Source organism: Corynebacterium sp. 239_CJEI (assembly GCF_001055995.1).
GTDB classification, from domain to species: domain Bacteria; phylum Actinomycetota; class Actinomycetes; order Mycobacteriales; family Mycobacteriaceae; genus Corynebacterium; species Corynebacterium jeikeium_D.
Genome location: NZ_JVOW01000034.1, coordinates 123,303 through 140,389, shown reverse-complemented (window position 1 = coordinate 140,389; position 17,087 = coordinate 123,303). Strand labels below are relative to the sequence as shown.

Below are 17,087 nucleotides of genomic sequence, written 5' to 3'. Positions count from 1 at the left end.
TTCACCTTTCGCTTTCGGCTAGGGCTGCGCGGTTGGTTGCCATATCGGCGGCTATCTCGGTGATTTGTAGCCACTCCGCAGCGATTTCAACGATGTTCTGTGTATCGCGGTTTTCGGCGGCGTCGGACAGTTCAGCGGCCAGCAAATCAGCCGTTTCGCGGGCTTCGACAAGCGCGACACTAAGGGACTCAATCAATGGGCTGTAATCACGGTTACTTAGCGTCACGGGTTACCTGCTCTACGGTTTCGGGTGTTACGGCGTTTACTTCTGCCTGCCATGCCTTGATGTGAGCGTCGGCGCGCTGGTAGGCGTCAATCCGGTAGGCAATAACCGCCGGGATTGGGCGGGTGAACACAGCACTATCAGCGGCGGCGGCAACGCAAATGATGTCGGCTAGGTCACGGGCTAGTTCGTCGCGGATTTTCAGCTTGTCGGCGAAGTCGTATTCAGTGAAGTTCATGCCTGGGTTTCCTTTCCAATCAAAGCGGCGGTGTCGAGGTTGTCCAACAGGTCGACGGCGAATAGTTCGAGCTGTTCCAGTTCCTCGTGTGCCTTAGCGGTGGGGACGTATCCGCAGGTAGACCGATGAATGCGGGGTGCTGGTATGGTGTTCATTGCAGTTCCTCTTTTCGTGGATTGCGTAGACGGCTCCCGTTCGCCCCTTTTTCTCTGCTGGTTTCCAGTCCAAAGGCATTAGCAGTTAAAGGGGCGGCGGGTTTCGCTGTTTCTGGGGGTTTGTTTTTCAGTCGTTGGCTACGGCCATTAGGCGCGCTACGAGGGCAAGCAGATTTATCACTGTCTCGGGATCCTTGGTGTTGACGCGGTGGCCGTTGAGCCGTGTCGTTCCGTCGGCGTCGACTTCAATCTGTATGCCGCCGGCGAGCCGCGCGGTCATTGCCGGCCGGCTCATAGTTCGCCCTCATTTGTTGCGGTTCCGGTCTCTGCGAGGTTGTTCAGAGCGGCGCGGGGAACGCGGATAGAGCGCCCTAGACGAATGACAGGGACGGGAAACTTGTCTTCGGCTATGAGGTAGTAGGCGGTTCGGGTGCTGATTCCGAGCGCGGCAGCCGCTTGGGGAACCGTGAGCGTCGCGGCTGGGGGCTCCGACTTCGACATAAAAGACTCCTATTCGGTTGCTGTACGCAAGTTCACACTTTCTCTGCGTACATGAACGACAGTAGTCTAATTTGAACAGCAACGCAATAACTGCGTGGATTGCGTTCAGTTACGCTAGATTTATCGCCTGTATGCTTACCCCTATGGACTGGGAACGTGAACTAACGGTGCAAATTGGCCGGGCGGTCGATGCGCGGCGTCAAGAACTAGGACTAAGCGCGCAAGCATTGAGCGATAAGACTGCTGAGCTCGGTCACAAAATTTCCCGGTCAGCAATTGCCGATTATTCAAACGAGAATCGACGCCCGCGCGTATCGGTCGCTGATCTCCTGGTCTTAGCCCGCGCGTTAGACATGCCACCCCTGTATCTGCTTTTCCCTAACCCCGCTGGTGAGACAGTCACTTACTTGCCAGGCGAGCACGACGCTTCTGGATATGGAGCACTACGGTTCGTTGGAATGGTGGAGGGCTACACCTCAGACGACAGATACAGAAACGTTTACAACGCGCTAATTTCCTATCTCACTGAAGCTAGGGGCAGTCAGCCACTGGAAACATTGAAAGAAAAATACGGCGCTGAGGTTGGCGCACTGCTTTACAAGGACTCGCTTAAGTCCCTCCAGGTCACGGGGGGCGAGGTTCTGCGCGTGGCGGCACTCTTAGGTATTCCAATTGGCTTAGATGTCTCACAATCGCCATTGGTTGAACATCTTCCCGATGAATTTAGGCGTGATAATGGCGCGGATTAGATTAGCTCCCGGTGAATGGGGCGGCGTACAGCTTCACCAAATACCTAATGGCCGTTGGCGCGCCCGCGTGCTCTATCGCGCGGCCAGCGGCGAGACTAAGCGCGTGCAGCGCGTGGCCACGACGAAGACAGCGGCGAAACGTGACGCCTTGCGAGCCGTCGAACAGGTTGCCCGCGTTGGCGTCGGCTCCCAATCCAATTGCACGGTGAAAGAACTCGTAGAGACTTATCTTGAGTGGGGACGCGCCCATAAGTGGCGGCCACAAACAGCCGACATATACGACTATCACGCGGAAAAAGACGTGTACCCGGCTATGGGGTCGCTCTTGGCGCGTGAGGGAACGACCCCAATTTTCGAGCACCACCTACAGGCCATTAAGCAACCCTCTAGGCGGCGCGCGGCGCGCGTCCTGCTGCGTGGCGCGTATACGCACGGCCTGCGCATCGGAATTGTGACGTCCAACCCCGTTGAGGGAACAACACCCGTCCCCCGGCCACGTCCGACAGCGGCGGCCATCACCCCGGCGGATATGGAAACCGTGCGCGCGGCTATCCGCGCTTGGCAGAGTGCCACCCCCGTGGCCGGTGGCCGCGCTCCGTACCTGCTGCACTTTCTCGATGTGCTCATTGGCTCCGGTGCGCGCCCCAATGAGATTTTGGGGCTCCGCTGGGAAGACGTCGATATTCCGACGCGGCAAATTACGCTCCGGTCAACAGTGACGCGACATAGCGGCGAAGATGGAAAAAGTCACCTGTTTTTACAGGAAGCGACAAAGACGGCGCGGGGTTTCCGCGCGGTCACCCTGCCGGATTGGTCAATGACAGCGCTCGAGCTCCAACGGCTAAGCCCGTGGGGCGAAGACAGCGGGAAACTTACGACGCCACCCGGTCTAGTCTTTCCGAGCAGTCGCGGCGGCCTGATGGATCTAGCCAACGTCCGCCGGTCGCTGCGAGACGCCTTGAAGCACACGGGGATTGCCTTTCACCCTTACTTGCTCCGTTCGACCGCTCTCACGGCGGTTGCGGACGTTTACGGCATGGTTGCAGCCCGTGACGTCGCCGGGCACACCACGACGGCTATCACTGAATCGCACTACGTCCAGCGGGCGGCGGTAGCGCCCGATGTTTCCGGCGCGCTCGGTGATTATCGCCCGAAAAGCTAAACCCCGCGCCCTGTTCGGCGCGTCCCCGTGACCTGCGAAGATGCGGACTGTCTCTATATACCCTCATCTTCAACTTCTTCTGTATCTTCACAGGTCAGAGGCTTATCTTTAAAACTCATCTTTAACCAAAGGTGAGAATGTTAGGCAAGCAAAAGCGTTAGCTTTTGCGCGGCAGAACAAACGAGCGCTAGCGAGTGCGTTAGCCCTCTCCCCTCCCGTGAGTCGGCGGCGTTGACTCTTTAACACGTTCCCTTTTTGTTCCCTTTTTGCCATGTCACACCATGACACTGAAACTGAAAGATAGTGAACGTGGCTGTAGTAGTTTCCACCACATGCGGGGAAATCGTCTGACTGTCACAATGGCTTAATGTCAGCGGGTTCGGGGTTCGAGTCCCTGATGGCGCACAATACAGACCGGGAAGGTAGAAATACCCTCCCGGTCTTTTTGTTGCATAACAAGCGTAGGCGCCAACTTGCAACCCTCGCTCGCACCCCACGCCTGACTCAAACAAGGGTTAGATACGCAAAAGCGCACGACCCCAGGCAACCACCCGAAGCGCGTGCGCTAATTACCGAAAAACTATTTAGCAGCAGTCTCAATCATCTCGCGAATGCGGTCAATTTCCTTGCTGCGATTGCGGTTGCGACGAATGCCCATTGCGATGCCACCAACAACAAGTGCGGCAACGACGCCCAGTGCTGCCTGCACCTTCGGCTCATTCAGAGCATCGAAAACACGGGTCTTTGCGTCATCCGCAACGTTCTTCGGATTCGTTCGCACGGTTAGCTCATCCAGAGTACGGGCGAGCTGGTTACGGTTACGCTCAATATCGCGCTGGATATCTTCAATGCTGCGAGCCACGTAAACTCCCTAAAAAGTTGAATATCTAAAGTGATTGTTCGCCTAAAAGACTAACACTTCCACTACAGCAACGTGGGCGAGCACGGGGAAAAACTCAACGCATTGCTTCAGAGTCGACACGCACCGCTCCAGAGTCGATACGATGAAGCCATGACTACTTCTTCCTCCAGCGACAAAGAATACGGCCAGAACAACATCCGTCTGGAAGCTGGCGACCCTGCCCCAGCGTTTACTCTTCTCAACGACGCCGAAGAGCAGGTTTCTCTGTCGGACTACGCGGGCAAGCCCGTGCTGATTTACTTCTACCCGCGGGCCAACACCCCAGGTTGCACCACTGAGGCATGCGACTTCCGCGATGAATCCGCTGCCCTGAACGATGCCGGCATTCCTGTCGTAGGTATTTCTCCGGACAAGCCGGCGAAACTCGCAAAGTTCCGCGAGGACCACGGCTTAAACTTCACCCTTCTGTCCGATCCGGACAAGGAAACCATGACCGCATTCGGCGCTTTCGGCGAGAAGAAGAACTACGGCAAGATTGTCCAGGGCGTCATCCGCTCGACTTTCCTGGTTAATGCCGAAGGAGAAATTGAAAAGGCCTGGTACAACGTTCGCGCCAAGGGGCACGTCCAGCGCGTACTGCGTGACTTGGGCGTGGAATCACAGGCTTCCGAAAGCTAACTAGCCGCAAGGCCTACTTTGACCCTGGCCCCAAACTCTCCTCCCACATCATCCCGATTAGACGGTTTCGTAGTAGTGACTCAATCCCAGGACGCACCGAATATTCTTCGTCCCCGTCGCACTCCGGCTCAGCAACGCAGCCGAGAGCGGTACGCACGCATGCTCAGCTCGGCACGCACAGTGCTCATCGAGCACGGGTTTGAGTCTTTCACTTTCGACGAAGTCGCTCGCATCGCAGATATCCCCATTGGCACGCTCTACCAATTCTTCGCAAACAAGTATGTGATGATCTGCGAGCTCGACCGTCAGGACACCGAGGCCGTCATCGAGGAAGTCTCACGCTTCGGCGAAACAGTCCCCACCTTGAAATGGCCGGAGTTTCTCTCGGAGTTCATCGATCACCTGGCAAAACTCTGGCGCGAGGACGTTTCCAGAAGAGCCGTATGGCTGGCTGTTCAATCAACGCCCGCCACACGCGCAACCGCAGAAGATACGAAGTCACGCCTGGTCACCGAGATTTCAAAGGTGCTGCGCCCGCTGGTGCCGTCGTCAAGCGATGCGGAACTGAACTTCATCTCCGACCTCATGATTAACGCCACGTACGCCCTGCTGAATTATGCGGTGGACCATCCGGGAAGCGATGCTGAGCGGGAAGCTCATTACGAGCTGACGGTGCAGGAAATCAAACGCATGACAATCTCTTATCTCATGAGCGTCGCGGAGGCCGCAGACTAGAGAGCACCCCTCGCCCACCTCGGCAGGGGCATTTATTGCCCTTATCAATACGCGGAGGGTAGGCTTGCCTTAGTTTACGCTTTACTCTGGTCAGCGCGGTGGGGTTCCCTGTTTTTCGCCGCGCCTGCGCCGGAACTCCCAAACAGAATCAGAGGTTCACATGTCCACGACGCAGGGCGCTTTCCGACGGAGCCTGCTTCCCCGCTCTATTGTTTTAGCTTCGGCAATCGTAGTGAGTACGGGATTTTTACCCGCAGTCCCCGCATCGGCACAGTCACTGCCATCGATTGGACAGCTCGGCGGTTCGCTCCCCGGCATCGGCGACCTTCTCGGCGGCAGCACCGATCAGTCTGAGCGCCAGCTCTCCGTGACCCCTGCCACCGATCTGTCCGACGGCGCCACCGTGACCATCAAGGGAGTCGGCTACCCCGCTAACGCAAATATTTACCTGGCCCAGACAATCGAGAAGCCAAAGTCGGGCTACCCTTCGACCTACGGCGAAGCGGCCAAGGTCACGGTTGGCGCGGACGGAAGTTTTACGCAGGAGATGAAGGTCGCGACCAGCTTTGGCGATGTCGACTGCACCTCTACCCAGTGCTACGTAGCCTCCTTTACTGCGTTCCCTAATCTTTCTGACCGCAGCAATGACCAGTGGGTCCCCATCACCTTCAAGGCGGGTGCTACTTCCCAGGCTGCTCAATCGCAGGGTTCCACCGGCGCGGCGCCGAGCGGTGGCCAGAGCGCTGGTTCGGGCTCCCAGTCACAGTCGGGCTCGCAGTCACCGTCGCAGTCACGGGGTAACGCATCGGTGAGCCTGTCCAAGACCTCAGACTTGAACCCGAGCGGCGACACCATTCGAGTCGAAGGCAAGGGTTTCAAGACCTCTGGACCGGGCATCTACGTCGGTATCGCGCAAAATGACCAGATGGATGTGACCAACGCCGATTCCTTCGGCCCGGATACCAAGTTTGTGTCTACCTCTCGCGGCAACCTGAAGTCCGACGGCAGCTTCAGCGTGGATCTTCCGGTCAGCGCGAAGTTCGGCACGGCAGACTGCATGCAGAACGCTTGCTCGGTCTACACCATTGCTGCTCACGGTTCTTCTGACCGCAGCCAGGACACGGCGACCGCGGTATCGTTTGCCGGCGGAGCTGCCAAGCAGGACGCTACCCTGCCCTCCGGCGGTGGCTCCTCACAGTCCGCAGGCAGCGCAAGCTCCGGCACCAGTGGCAGCACAGGGTCTAGTGGAACGAGTAGCACCAGCGCCTCCAGCGGCTCCAGCAGCTCCAACGGCAGCAGCTCCTCGACCGGCACCCCGTCGGTAAGCCTGTCCACCACGGAACTGAATCCATCGGGCAGCACCCCAATTACCGTCTCCGGCACCGGATTCAAGACCAGTGGCAACGGCATCTACGTCGCAGTGGCTGAGAAGAACAAGTTCTCCACCACCAACGCTGATGCTTTCTCCGCCGCTGAGTTTGTCCGCACCTCCCAGATGTCCTCCGACGGCAGCTTCTCCACAACGCTCAATGTCGAGGCCGTCACATCGGCCGCCAACTGCGTCGAAAATGACTGCGCACTCTACACCTTTGCTGCTCACGGTTCCTCCGACCGCAGCCAGGACACGGCCACGGACCTCAGCGTCGGCGGCTCCGCCAAGGAACGCGAAGAAGCTGTGAAGACCGGTGCCTCCAAGACCGGAGAGTCCAAGGCCAGCGGCTCATCCAAGGCATCTGGCAAGGCTTCCGCAAAGTCCAACGCTTCCGGCAATGGCCTCGACGAAGTTGATGTGCAGACTCAGCAGGCCGCGACCAACTCCCCGCTCCAAACCGCCGCAGTCGCCGGAACCGGCGCAATCCTGGGCGCGCTAATCTTCGGTGCCGGCATCTTGGTCGGTCGCCGTCAGAAGTCCGTCGATTAGCACGGCGCCGGGCTAGTCCAAGCGTACGACGGCGATTGCGTAGTCGCCGTCGTGCGAGATGCTTAACGACGGCCCCAGCTGCCACTCCTGATCGTGGAAATGGCGGCTCACAGCCCCGTGGAGACTGATGCTCACGCGACCGTAGGCATCCGGCTGCACCTCTATTTCCCGCCAGTCCAGCTGATCGCGCGCAATCGGCGGTTGGCTGCCGAAGAGAGTCTGCGACCAGGCCTTGATGAAGGCTTCCTTCGCAGCCCAGCGGCCCGCTAAGTGACGCGCCAGAGCGCCGCCGACTGCTCCGCGGCGCCTAGCTACCAGTAGCTCCGCAGGTGTGAAAACAGCCTGCGCGAACTGACTTCCTGGCATATTCAGCTGCTCTTCGAAGCCCGGAATATAGACGAGGTCTACGCCAATCATGGCTGGAGGACACCATCGATCAGACGGGCGCCGTCGGAAAGCAGAACTGCCTTTTCCAATGCAGCGGGTGAACCGAACCGACCACCGTCCGCCAGGTTTCGCTCGCGTGGACGCTCGTAGAGAGCTTCCCCACCGTAAATAGCCTCATCAATGCGACGCAGACCAGCCGCTTCGCGGTTGTGCGCCGCGGACCGCCAACGCTCCGCAGCCTCAGCGCCATCGTGCTGCACTATCGCTTGGTAGAAAGCTTCCGGATGGACGACTGCCACCAGTGCCGAGACATGTCCGAACCCGAGCGAGGTAACAAAGCCAGCCTTCAGCGGCAACGTATTGCCGAAATTGACTGCCTTCGTTGGCCATACCAGACGCGAATGCGCAGCCAATGCGGGATCGACGCAGTCCAGCGATCGATTACCTGGCACAATGCCGCTGCGCAATACCTGGGTCAGACCAATGATCTGGAACGCTGCAGCACCACCCTTAGCGTGTCCCGTCAGCGATTTCTGAGAGACCACCAACAGCGGGTTAGAGCGCTCGCGACCGAGTTCATCTGCAATGCGTTCATGCAGTTCGGACTCATTTGGGTCGTTGGCATTGGTCGAGGTGTCGTGCTTGGACAACACCGCGACCTGATCCGCAGTGACATCGAGTACTGCAAGTGCGCGAGCCAATCGAGACTTCTCGCCGCCCTGAGCGGCCGCTAGCGCACCCAAACCCGGCGCCGGAATGGACGTGTGCGCGCCGTCGGCGAAGGACTGGGCGTATGCGACGACACCGAGCACGGGGAGCCCCATGTCACGAGCGATGTCTCCGCGAGCCAACAGCACCGTGCCACCGCCTTGCGATTCCACAAAGCCTCCGCGTCGACGATCGTTCGGCCTGGAGAAGTACTCATGGTCGATGCCTTTGTCTTCCATGGTGGCGGAGTCAGCTGTGGCGGCCATGTCGCCGAAACCTGTAATTCCCTCTGTGGATAGGTCATCGAAGCCACCTGCGACAACGAAATCTGCCTTACCCAGGGCAATCTTGTCGACGCCCTCCTCCACCGACACCGCTGCCGTCGCACAGGCTGCGACAGGGTGAATCATCTGCCCGTAGCCACCGACATAAGACTGCATAACGTGGGCGGCAATAACATTTGGCAATGCCTCCTGCAGGACGTCATTGGCTCGCGGTTGCCCCAGCAGGCCGTCGATGTAGAGACTGCGCAGCGACTCCATCGCACCAATACCTGTGCCCTGGGTCGACGACACTCGCGCCGGGTTGACCGCTTCCAGCAGTTGCGCTGGGCTGAAGCCCGATGACAAGAAGGCATCGACAGTACAGACAATGTTCCACAAGCTCACGCGGTCCAGATTGTCCATCATGTCTGCCGGAATACCGTATCGTGCCGGGTCAAAGCCCTGCGGAATTTGACCGCCAACATAGCGGCTCATCGCCATTCGGCGCGGAACCTGCACTGGTGTGCCAGCGGCTCGTGTCACAAGCCACTGCCCTGTCTCGGCATCGAAGCTCGCAGTGGTGTTGTCCGGGTTGGAACTGACAAAAGTCTCCGCTGCCGCGCGGTCACGCACAGCAAAGCTCAACGCACGATCCAGGTAGACCGTGGTCAGCTCAGTCATCGTATTATCAACCAAATCGCCATCATCGGCGTAACGACGCACACCAACTCGCGCCAGCACTTCATCGCGGTAACGCGAAGCAATGTCGCTTTCTGCCAACGGTTGCCCGTCGGCGTCGCGCCAGCCACCCTCATAGGAAATCAACCCCATTGACCAGGCTAATTCCACAATTCCTGCTGCAGAAATATCATCGACTTCAGCCTCAAAGCGCGTCCGGGAAGAACCGTACGGCCCAAGCTCACCGGCGCCCACGATGACCACCATGTCCTCCAGAGCCGCTGCGATGTCACCAAAGGTCGGTGTTGTCTGCGCAATTGGTCGGCGAGGGCTTGGCAGGCCGCTCAAAACACGGCTTGACGACGGCTCCTGCGAGCTCGCCCCGCTAGAGATCTCAGAGTTTTGAGCTGCTGGGGCAGCCGCCTGTGCAGCCTCCTGCGCCATTTGCGCAATGTTGAGGTCGACGTCACCCAATCCGCCGGTGAGATCGGCCTGAATCGGGCGGGTTTGTGCCTTCTTCCGAGCCTCCGAGCTCGCGAGCTCAATGAGTTCAGCTGCCATTTCTTCGGTGGAGAAGGTGCGTACTCCCTTTGCTTCCACTGCAGCAACCAATGGGTCGTTTCCACCCATCAGGTTGGTGCCTCGAACCCAACCAATCTGTGCATGAGCCAGAGTGGTGCGGGTGCGCCAAGCGTCCTCCACATTCCAGCGCGCCACCACTGCATCGAGTGCGGCCTTGGCTTCACCATAGGCACCATCACCGCCGAAGCGACCACGGTTCGGTGAACCCGGCAGCACCACATGCAAACGATGGTCCAGATTATTGTCCCCGCCAAGTGCTGACATCCCTGCGATGAGTCGTTCCACCGACCACAGAAGCAGACGCATTTGGGTCTCGGACGCAGGACCGGCGTCGGCAAGCGAACCCGAAACCGTAGGCGCCGCGAACGGGAATAGCAACGTCGGTGACAGTGCAGGCTTGGTCACAACCACTTCCGCACCAATCGTCGTAGTCTGCTCGGTTCCGATCCAGTCGATAAGGGAATCCAGGTCCTGGAAGCTGGACAGGTTCGCCGGTACCACCCACAGCTTCGCCTCGCCCTGCGCATGCATGCGGTAGAGCTGCTTGTAGAAGCTCAGGCGCTCATGTCCCAGGCGTGAGGTAGTGACAACAACGGTTGCTCCCTGAGACAGCAACTGTGCAGTCACAGCGGAGCCAATCGAATTTGGCGATGCACCGGTAACAACTGCGATGTCGGCATTCATCGATAGTTCGTCCACATTCGTGATGGACTCATCCGCCAGCTGTCGGTAGATACTCGCCAACTGTGTTCGCCCTGCCGCGTCTGCCTTGGCAGCCCACCACTGTGCCTGCTCGACTGCGGTTTCGTGGATACTGCCCGGCGCGGTGTCAGCCACGTCTTCATCAGCGGCTGCCCAGAGGCGTGCTAGGTCATCGCGGGAGGTGGCCCAGCGGTCGTCGAGCAGCACTGCCTTGGTGGGCGTAAACGTCGGGGTGACCAGCTTCGGCCAGTCCGCACCGAGTTCAGCAGTGACGAGATTTACCAGGTTGCTGTCGGCGTCTTCGGCATCGAAGTCAATGGCACCGGTAATCTCGTGGCCGAGTTGCTCCAGAATCGTGCGTGCAGCGGTGGCAAGAATTCCTCGTTGACCAGTCAGTTTATCTGCAAACTCAGTGAGTGCAGCCGAGTCGACCATCCCAGCACTACTGTCGCTTGCCGACGGCTTAGCGACAGATACACCTCGCTGCGAGGCGACCGCGAGGATTGCTTCATCGATCAGCTGGTTGAGTTCAGCAGTACTGGTTGGGGCGGCCGGTGCCAGATGCGCAAGATCACCGCCGCGCAGGGATGCGCCCTCGCGAGTACCGAGCATCATCTCGGCGCTAACTGCGGTTGCCCACCCCTTGCCGAGCTGCCATTCATCGACCACATAGTCATCGATGTAATTCGCGCCTGCACCGGCAGGACCGGTAATCCGGCGAATACCGTCGGCAATGGCTTCGGAGAGAATCGGACCGAATGCCGAATACCCACTGGCCAAGCTATCAATCTTGTCCTTTAGATCAGCCAGTTCCGCATCTGCGGCCCCTTCGATTGAACCGAGGTCGAATTCCACTCCGAGATCGAGCAGCAGTTGATTGCGTCGAGATGAGACTCCATCGACCAGAGTCTCAATGGAGTCGGCGGCGCCGAGCTGGTCGGGGCGCACCTTCGTCCATTGGCAAATAAGAACTTCCAGCGCTTCTGCCGGGCTGACTGCGATATCAGCAACTTCGGCAGCCGGAGTGGCAGCACTCGTGATCGTGGTTGCCTGTTCGGTCGCCGCGGATTGGTCTGCGGATACCGCCGGCGCCGCTGATCCTGCTTCTCCCGATGCTCCTGCTGCTCCAGATAGGGTCTGCGCCGCGTCCTGCTCTGGTGTCACCTCCGACTCGGGCTCAGTCTTTTCCGGCTGAATTTGGTCGCGCATAAACGCTGCATCAGCATCACGCTCGAGATTGAGCACTCGAATGTCACGGCTTCGGTGGCGGGGCAACTGGCAGGTACGGGCAGCCAGGTTTGCCAGTGTGGGCGCTGTACCTACACCGACTTCAATAATGCGGCTGACACCGAGATCCTCAAGCAACAGATCCTGAGTTTCGACCCACCTCACCGGTGAGCAGAATTGCCAGGCCAGCAACTCGACCAGCAACATGCGGGCCAGGCGCGCCGGGTTTTCAGCAGCAGTATCAAAGTCGGCAAGGATGTTTTCCAGAATGTCTGAGTCGACGACTGCAGCCATCTGGCGGACGAACTTCTCGGTCAGCTCAAAAGAGGTCGCGGTGAGATTCGGGATATAGCGTCCCACCAGGCGTTCTGGAGCGATTTCCGCTGGCAGCAGCCGCTCCAGGTGTTTACGGAAGGAATCCACACCGTCGCGTAGGACACTGGAGTGGAATGGCACATCAATACCTGGGATACGCACGTATCCCTTGCCGTCCGAGCTGCGGCGCTCGCACTGTTCAGCCAGTGCCGCAAGGCCCGCGACGGTGCCGGCGACGGCGTACTGCTTGCCTGCCAGGTTGAGATTTACGACTTCGAGGAACTCACCGGTTTCCTGCGACAACCGATTAACAAACTCAGTGACCTCGTCCTCGCGTACGCCGATCTTGTCCGGACGCAGGGCGCACAAACCATAGTTGGACCTCCCCTGCTCATCACGTTCGACCAGTTCATGCATGGTCAAACCGCGGCGGTAGACAACCTCCAACACGGCATCTGCGTCAAGCGCACCAGCGAAAGCCGCCAGCGCGTTGTACTCACCGACAGAGTGTCCCGCAAAGTGAGCTGTTTCATCCAGCAGCCCTGCTTCACGGAGCTCCGCAACCTGCGCCAGCCCCAACGTCGCCATCGCAACCTGGGTGAACTGAGTCAGATTCAGGACACCTTCTGGGTGGAAATAGCGCACACCATCCACAACCACCTCTACCGGGTTGTCCCGAACAATAGCCAGTACGGAAAAGCCAAGCTTCTCTCGGGTCATCGCATCCGCCTGGTCCCACACGCGGCGGGCCGCTACGCTGCGAGTCCGGGCAGACAGCCCCATCCCCTGTGATTGAATCCCCTGGCCAGGGAAGACATATGCAGTCGTCGGTGCGGCAATTACAGCAGTGGCAGTCAGTACCAGCTCGCCCTCTACTGTGGCCGTGACTTCACGGACTTCACCGGCGCCTGGACGGTCATCAAAACCACGGCGTTCGACAGAGAATTTCACTTCCTGACCAGGTAGAACCGGACTCAGCATAGTCGCAGTGAACTCAATCACCCGATTGCCAATGCCGGCATCCGACGTGGCAACAGCCGCATGCTCGGCCATCGCCGACAGCCACATTCCATGGACAATAACCCCTGGTAGACCAGCTAGCGCTGCTGCCCGGGAATCGACGTGGATAGGATTGCGATCGCCCGTGACACAGCTAAATGGCTCCATCGCCTTAGGCGCTTCCACGGTCAAGGCACCGCGGAAACTCCGTGGCGTATCCGTGACCGTTGGAAATGGCACAGTATTGGTCCGCGCTGTCTCGCCGCCGTTTCGGCCACGAATGGCAAAGCGTTCACTCAAGGTGGCGAGCAGCGTATCGCCATCACGAACCTCCGCGCGCACCACAACTAGTCGCCCTAAGTCCGTATCAACGGCCTCGTCGACACGCGCACTAATCCGCAACGTTGTGGTTTCCTGCGGCAGAGCTCCAATCATACGAATGTGATGCTCAAGGTGAACAAGCGCGAGCATGCCCTCAACAACATCAATGCCGGTCTCAGTACGCGCCTGCGCGACTGCCGCAAAAATCGCTGGCCAAGCATGCCCGACCAACGCGTCCGGCACCGTCGCCTGTGACTCATCGCCGGCAGCTGCAATAGTGACCGCATCGTAGTCAGCCATCGCCATCGGATCCCACACGGATTCCCACTCCGCGACCCCATCGACGATGTTTGCAAGCTCACCGCCAGCCGCGATTCGCGTCAGCTCCCGCATCGCGGCTGCCGCATCCTCATGCTTGACGACGGGCACTGCGCCCACCGCTGCACTCTGGCACAGGCGAATTCGCAGTTGCGTATTCTCCCCCGCAGCATCGGGCAGCGGAACGGTCAGCTGTGCCCAGACGAGCTCCTCCCCGCCCTCATCATTGCTGCCATCAGCTCCAATGGTCTCCAAAATGGCACCAGTACCTGGGTGCTCCAGGCGTTGTGAACGAGAGACATCACTTGCGTCAGATACACATACCCACTCATGTTCCGCGCCAAGTGCCAGCGCCGGATTCGGCTGCTGTCGACCAGCCCACCAAATCACAGGTGCTGCGAGCATCCGGCTGAGGGCGTCAACAGGTGCCTCCGGCAGGTAGCCGGTATCCGTCAATGCCTGTGCAGTAGCTTTTTCAAACCGACCCAGAATTTCCGCTACTGGCTCATTCGCGCGGGTAATGCCCGAAACAGCCTGCGGCCCTGGGATGATGCAGACTTGATCCGCATCGTAGCGAGAGTCATGCGCCTGCCATAGGGAGTCCGATCGCCACCAGCGACGAACCTCATCATCGATAACCGGAACGAATGGCACAGGTTTGCCAGGTGTGCGGCAGAGCTCAGAGATAAAGAAGGTGACATCTGCTGGGTGGAGCTGGGTATCCAGATCCAGCAGGCCGGACAGTCGCGAGATTTCGTTCTGCGGCTGGGTGTGCAAGCTGTCGCCGTCGGCAAGCGCGTCAAACGTGCCCGCGTCGACTGCATTCAGTCGTGCCTCTACGCGGTCGACGAGTGCGACGAAGCGCGTCGACCACGTTGGATCGAGGAACGTCCCTTCGGGCGCACACAGTTCGAGATAGCGGTTCAGCACCTCGGCATACGTCATGGTGCTGACATCTCCGAAGTACGGCTTCGCGGTGGCGTTAATCGCCTCGATGATCTCTGCGCGTCGTTCAGTCACCTTAGTGAGGTCACCTGCGACTTCGTCAAGCAATCTGCCTGCGCGTGCTGCGGCGTTATCAATTTCGTGGATATCAGCACCCAACTGGCTGCGCCCCGACGCCATGCCATCCATGGCGCTACCAGCGGGAATCCAGTTGTCAGTGCCGACGGTGTCGACCAACATTTGTTTCACGGACTCGGAGGCGGTCGACTCCTTTGCTGCCATCGCAGCTGTGCCGATGATGACAGCATCTACCGGCATCGGCGCCAATCCGCACCGTGTCGACCACGTGCCCATCAGATAATCACGGGCCTGCTCTGGCTTGCCGATACCGCCGCCAACAGCAAGCACCACATCTCGCTTGCGGATCTTTGCGTAGGTGTTAATTAGCAGGTCATCGAGATCTTCCCAGGAGTGGTGGCCACCGGCACGCCCACCTTCAACCTGCATGATGATTGGATACGGCGTGCCCTGCTGCGCCAAGGTGTCTGCAATTTCGAGCACCGACTCGATTTGAGCGATTGTGCCCGGTTTGAAGGAGATATGCGGAATCCCGCCCTCACGCAGCTGCTTTACTAGCTCAACTGCCTCGTCCACCTCGGGGATTCCCGCGGAGATGGTGACGCCATCAATCGGTCGCCCCGCTGCCACTGCGCGCGGGAGCAAACGGCGGCTTCCAATGTGCAAACCCCACAGGTACGGATCCAAAAACATGGTGTTGAACTGTGCACTGCGGCCCTCCTCGAGCAGATCGGAGAGTCGCGCCACATTAGCCTCGAAGATTTCCGGCGTGACTTGGCCGCCACCGGCCAGCTCCGCCCAGAACCCCGCATTCGCAGCAGCCGCCACAATTTCAGGGTCAACGGTTGTCGGGGTCATACCGCCGAGCAGAATTGGCGAGCGCCCGGTCAACTTGGTGAACTTCGTCTCGACACGGGGCTTGTCTCCAGTGACCAGACGCGGCGCAAACTCCAGCCACGATGTCGGGTGCTCAATGTCGCTCTCAGACAGGACGCCCCTCCCCGCAGCTGTCGCCGCAGGAATCACCGCCACGCCATAGCCTTCAGCGTTGCGTTCTGTCAGCTTGACGACGCCTGTGTTCGGCCCCAGATCCAAAATGGTGGTTGCTCCTTGGTCGATGAGCCCCCGTACCTCGGCGCTCCAGTCACTGGGGTCAACCAAGATTGCACGCGCAAGCCGGTCCGCCGTTTCCGCATCTAGCCCAATGCGCTCAGCTCGCTCCACTACCCATGCCACAGCAGGTACCAGCGCTGGGTGATGGAATGCGCCACTAACTGGCAGAACTGTACATTCGACTTTCCGACCCTTCGGCTGCTGCGTTGTGAGCTGCTCTGCCAGCTGGTCTAGTTCATCCTGCTTGCCGATAACTACGCTGGTAGTCTGCGTATTCTTCAGACCGATGACACAGCCCTGGGGGAGGAAAGGCTCCAACTCCTCGACCGTCAGGCCAGAGATACTCATCATCGGCGCGTGCCCAAATCCGGCTACTCGGCTTCCGCGCGCACACGCCACACCGATGAGGCGAGCTAGCGCCAGAAGCTCTGCTGCCTTCTCTGGGCGAGCGACAATCTCAGCGGCAAGAACACCTTGCGAATGACCGGTTACCGCTACCGCTTCGGTGATATTAATTCCCTGCTTTTCCAGCAACTCGACAATGCCCAACTGTGCCAAGACGATGCCCGGGACGCTGACCGCAGGGTTGGTTGTATCTCCGGTAAATGGCTCGTCTGTAACGAGTGAGATTGCCCAGCCAAAGGGGTCGAAACCTGCGGGAAGCTGGCCGATGAGATCGTCGTCAAGCGGTGTGAGCAGTTCCTCAGCGCGAGTGAAAACTTCCCGTAGTTTCTTTGAGTTGCCACTGGCCATGACGCTGGAGAGAGTGTCCAGCCATGGTTGCGATTGACCGGCGAAAGTGACTGCAAAAGTGCCCAGGTCTGGAGCAGTTACGACGTTGGTCTGCAAAGTGGCGAGTTTTTCGTATTTCACGTGGCTGAGGTCCTTGTCTTGTGGAGTACGAAATGAAAACATCTTTTGTTTCCAAATCCTTGCCAGGACACTATGCCATAAATCATGAGGAATCCATCATGTTTTTCTCGCGCAGTTTCGCGGCGCCATCAACGCGAAGATAATTTGCAGCCCCAAAACGAGAGGCTGAACACGGCTGCGAAATCAGCGAGTACAACGCTTCGAAAGCGCAAGAACTTCGCAGGTAGGAAACAGTGTTCCCCTGTCGAAAAGTTGCTTGCGCTTCACCACCCTGGCAGCGCCGGCGGTGGAAAATAAAACGCGGAAGACCGAGCCAATTTATGCCCAATCGGTGATGAACATCACACCCGGAAT

At 59.0% G+C, this 17,087-nt stretch carries 13 protein-coding genes; 5 read left to right on the top strand and 8 right to left on the bottom strand.

What is annotated here, in order from left to right; translation table 11 throughout:
- Position 1: 1 nt before the first annotated feature.
- The 5 genes from ADB08_RS10200 to ADB08_RS10190 all read right to left on the bottom strand — a co-directional run bounded on the left by ADB08_RS10200 (position 2) and on the right by ADB08_RS10190 (position 1,117).
- On the bottom strand, positions 2 to 226 hold the full coding sequence (locus tag ADB08_RS10200) for a hypothetical protein (RefSeq protein ID WP_152682219.1): 225 nt from the start codon (positions 224 to 226) through the stop codon (positions 2 to 4).
- Complete coding sequence (locus tag ADB08_RS10195) at positions 213 to 461, bottom strand: hypothetical protein (RefSeq protein ID WP_049172887.1); 249 nt, start codon at positions 459 to 461, stop codon at positions 213 to 215. The genes ADB08_RS10200 and ADB08_RS10195 overlap by 14 nt, the downstream gene beginning before the upstream one ends.
- Complete coding sequence (locus tag ADB08_RS11615; RefSeq protein ID WP_161798522.1) at positions 458 to 616, bottom strand: hypothetical protein; 159 nt, start codon at positions 614 to 616, stop codon at positions 458 to 460. The genes ADB08_RS10195 and ADB08_RS11615 overlap by 4 nt, the downstream gene beginning before the upstream one ends.
- Before the next feature lie 127 nt (positions 617 to 743).
- Positions 744 to 911 carry a hypothetical protein gene (locus tag ADB08_RS11610; protein WP_161798521.1) on the bottom strand — a complete coding sequence of 56 codons (168 nt, stop codon included), beginning with the start codon at positions 909 to 911 and terminating at the stop codon, positions 744 to 746.
- Positions 908 to 1,117, bottom strand: a complete 210-nt coding sequence (locus ADB08_RS10190) for a helix-turn-helix transcriptional regulator (protein WP_049172885.1) — start codon at positions 1,115 to 1,117, stop codon at positions 908 to 910. Before ADB08_RS10190 ends, ADB08_RS11610 begins: the two co-directional genes overlap by 4 nt.
- Before the next feature lie 143 nt (positions 1,118 to 1,260).
- On the opposite strand from ADB08_RS10190, the gene ADB08_RS11540 reads away from it, so the two are divergent.
- Together ADB08_RS11540 and ADB08_RS10180 are read left to right on the top strand one after the other, a co-directional pair.
- Positions 1,261 to 1,866, top strand: coding sequence for a helix-turn-helix domain-containing protein (locus ADB08_RS11540; protein WP_141752980.1), 606 nt, complete (start codon positions 1,261 to 1,263; stop codon positions 1,864 to 1,866).
- A complete protein-coding gene (locus ADB08_RS10180; RefSeq protein WP_049172883.1) occupies positions 1,853 to 3,028 on the top strand; it encodes a tyrosine-type recombinase/integrase in 1,176 nt (391 codons plus the stop codon). The genes ADB08_RS11540 and ADB08_RS10180 overlap by 14 nt, the downstream gene beginning before the upstream one ends.
- A gap of 580 nt (positions 3,029 to 3,608) precedes the next feature.
- Here the strand turns inward: ADB08_RS10180 and ADB08_RS10175 are convergent.
- On the bottom strand, positions 3,609 to 3,890 hold the full coding sequence (locus ADB08_RS10175) for a DUF3618 domain-containing protein (RefSeq protein ID WP_038628049.1): 282 nt from the start codon (positions 3,888 to 3,890) through the stop codon (positions 3,609 to 3,611).
- 150 nt (positions 3,891 to 4,040) lie between these two features.
- Between ADB08_RS10175 and bcp the strand changes: the two genes are divergently transcribed.
- From bcp to ADB08_RS10160, 3 genes are all read left to right on the top strand, one after another.
- On the top strand, positions 4,041 to 4,568 hold the full coding sequence (bcp, locus tag ADB08_RS10170) for a thioredoxin-dependent thiol peroxidase (RefSeq protein WP_049172881.1): 528 nt from the start codon (positions 4,041 to 4,043) through the stop codon (positions 4,566 to 4,568).
- Between the two features lie 75 nt (positions 4,569 to 4,643).
- Positions 4,644 to 5,303 carry a TetR/AcrR family transcriptional regulator gene (locus ADB08_RS10165; protein ID WP_049172878.1) on the top strand — a complete coding sequence of 220 codons (660 nt, stop codon included), beginning with the start codon at positions 4,644 to 4,646 and terminating at the stop codon, positions 5,301 to 5,303.
- Positions 5,304 to 5,463: 160 nt separating this feature from the next.
- The gene (locus ADB08_RS10160) at positions 5,464 to 7,224 is read left to right on the top strand and encodes a neocarzinostatin apoprotein domain-containing protein (RefSeq protein WP_080971516.1); all 1,761 of its coding nucleotides are present in this window, start codon (positions 5,464 to 5,466) and stop codon (positions 7,222 to 7,224) included.
- Positions 7,225 to 7,236: 12 nt separating this feature from the next.
- On the opposite strand, the gene ADB08_RS10155 is transcribed toward ADB08_RS10160, so the two are convergent.
- Complete coding sequence (locus tag ADB08_RS10155; RefSeq protein WP_016422272.1) at positions 7,237 to 7,641, bottom strand: holo-ACP synthase; 405 nt, start codon at positions 7,639 to 7,641, stop codon at positions 7,237 to 7,239.
- Entirely contained in the window at positions 7,638 to 16,775 is a 9,138-nt protein-coding gene (locus ADB08_RS10150; RefSeq protein ID WP_224783803.1) for a type I polyketide synthase, read from the bottom strand. Before ADB08_RS10150 ends, ADB08_RS10155 begins: the two co-directional genes overlap by 4 nt.
- Between the last annotated feature and the right edge of the window lie 312 nt (positions 16,776 to 17,087).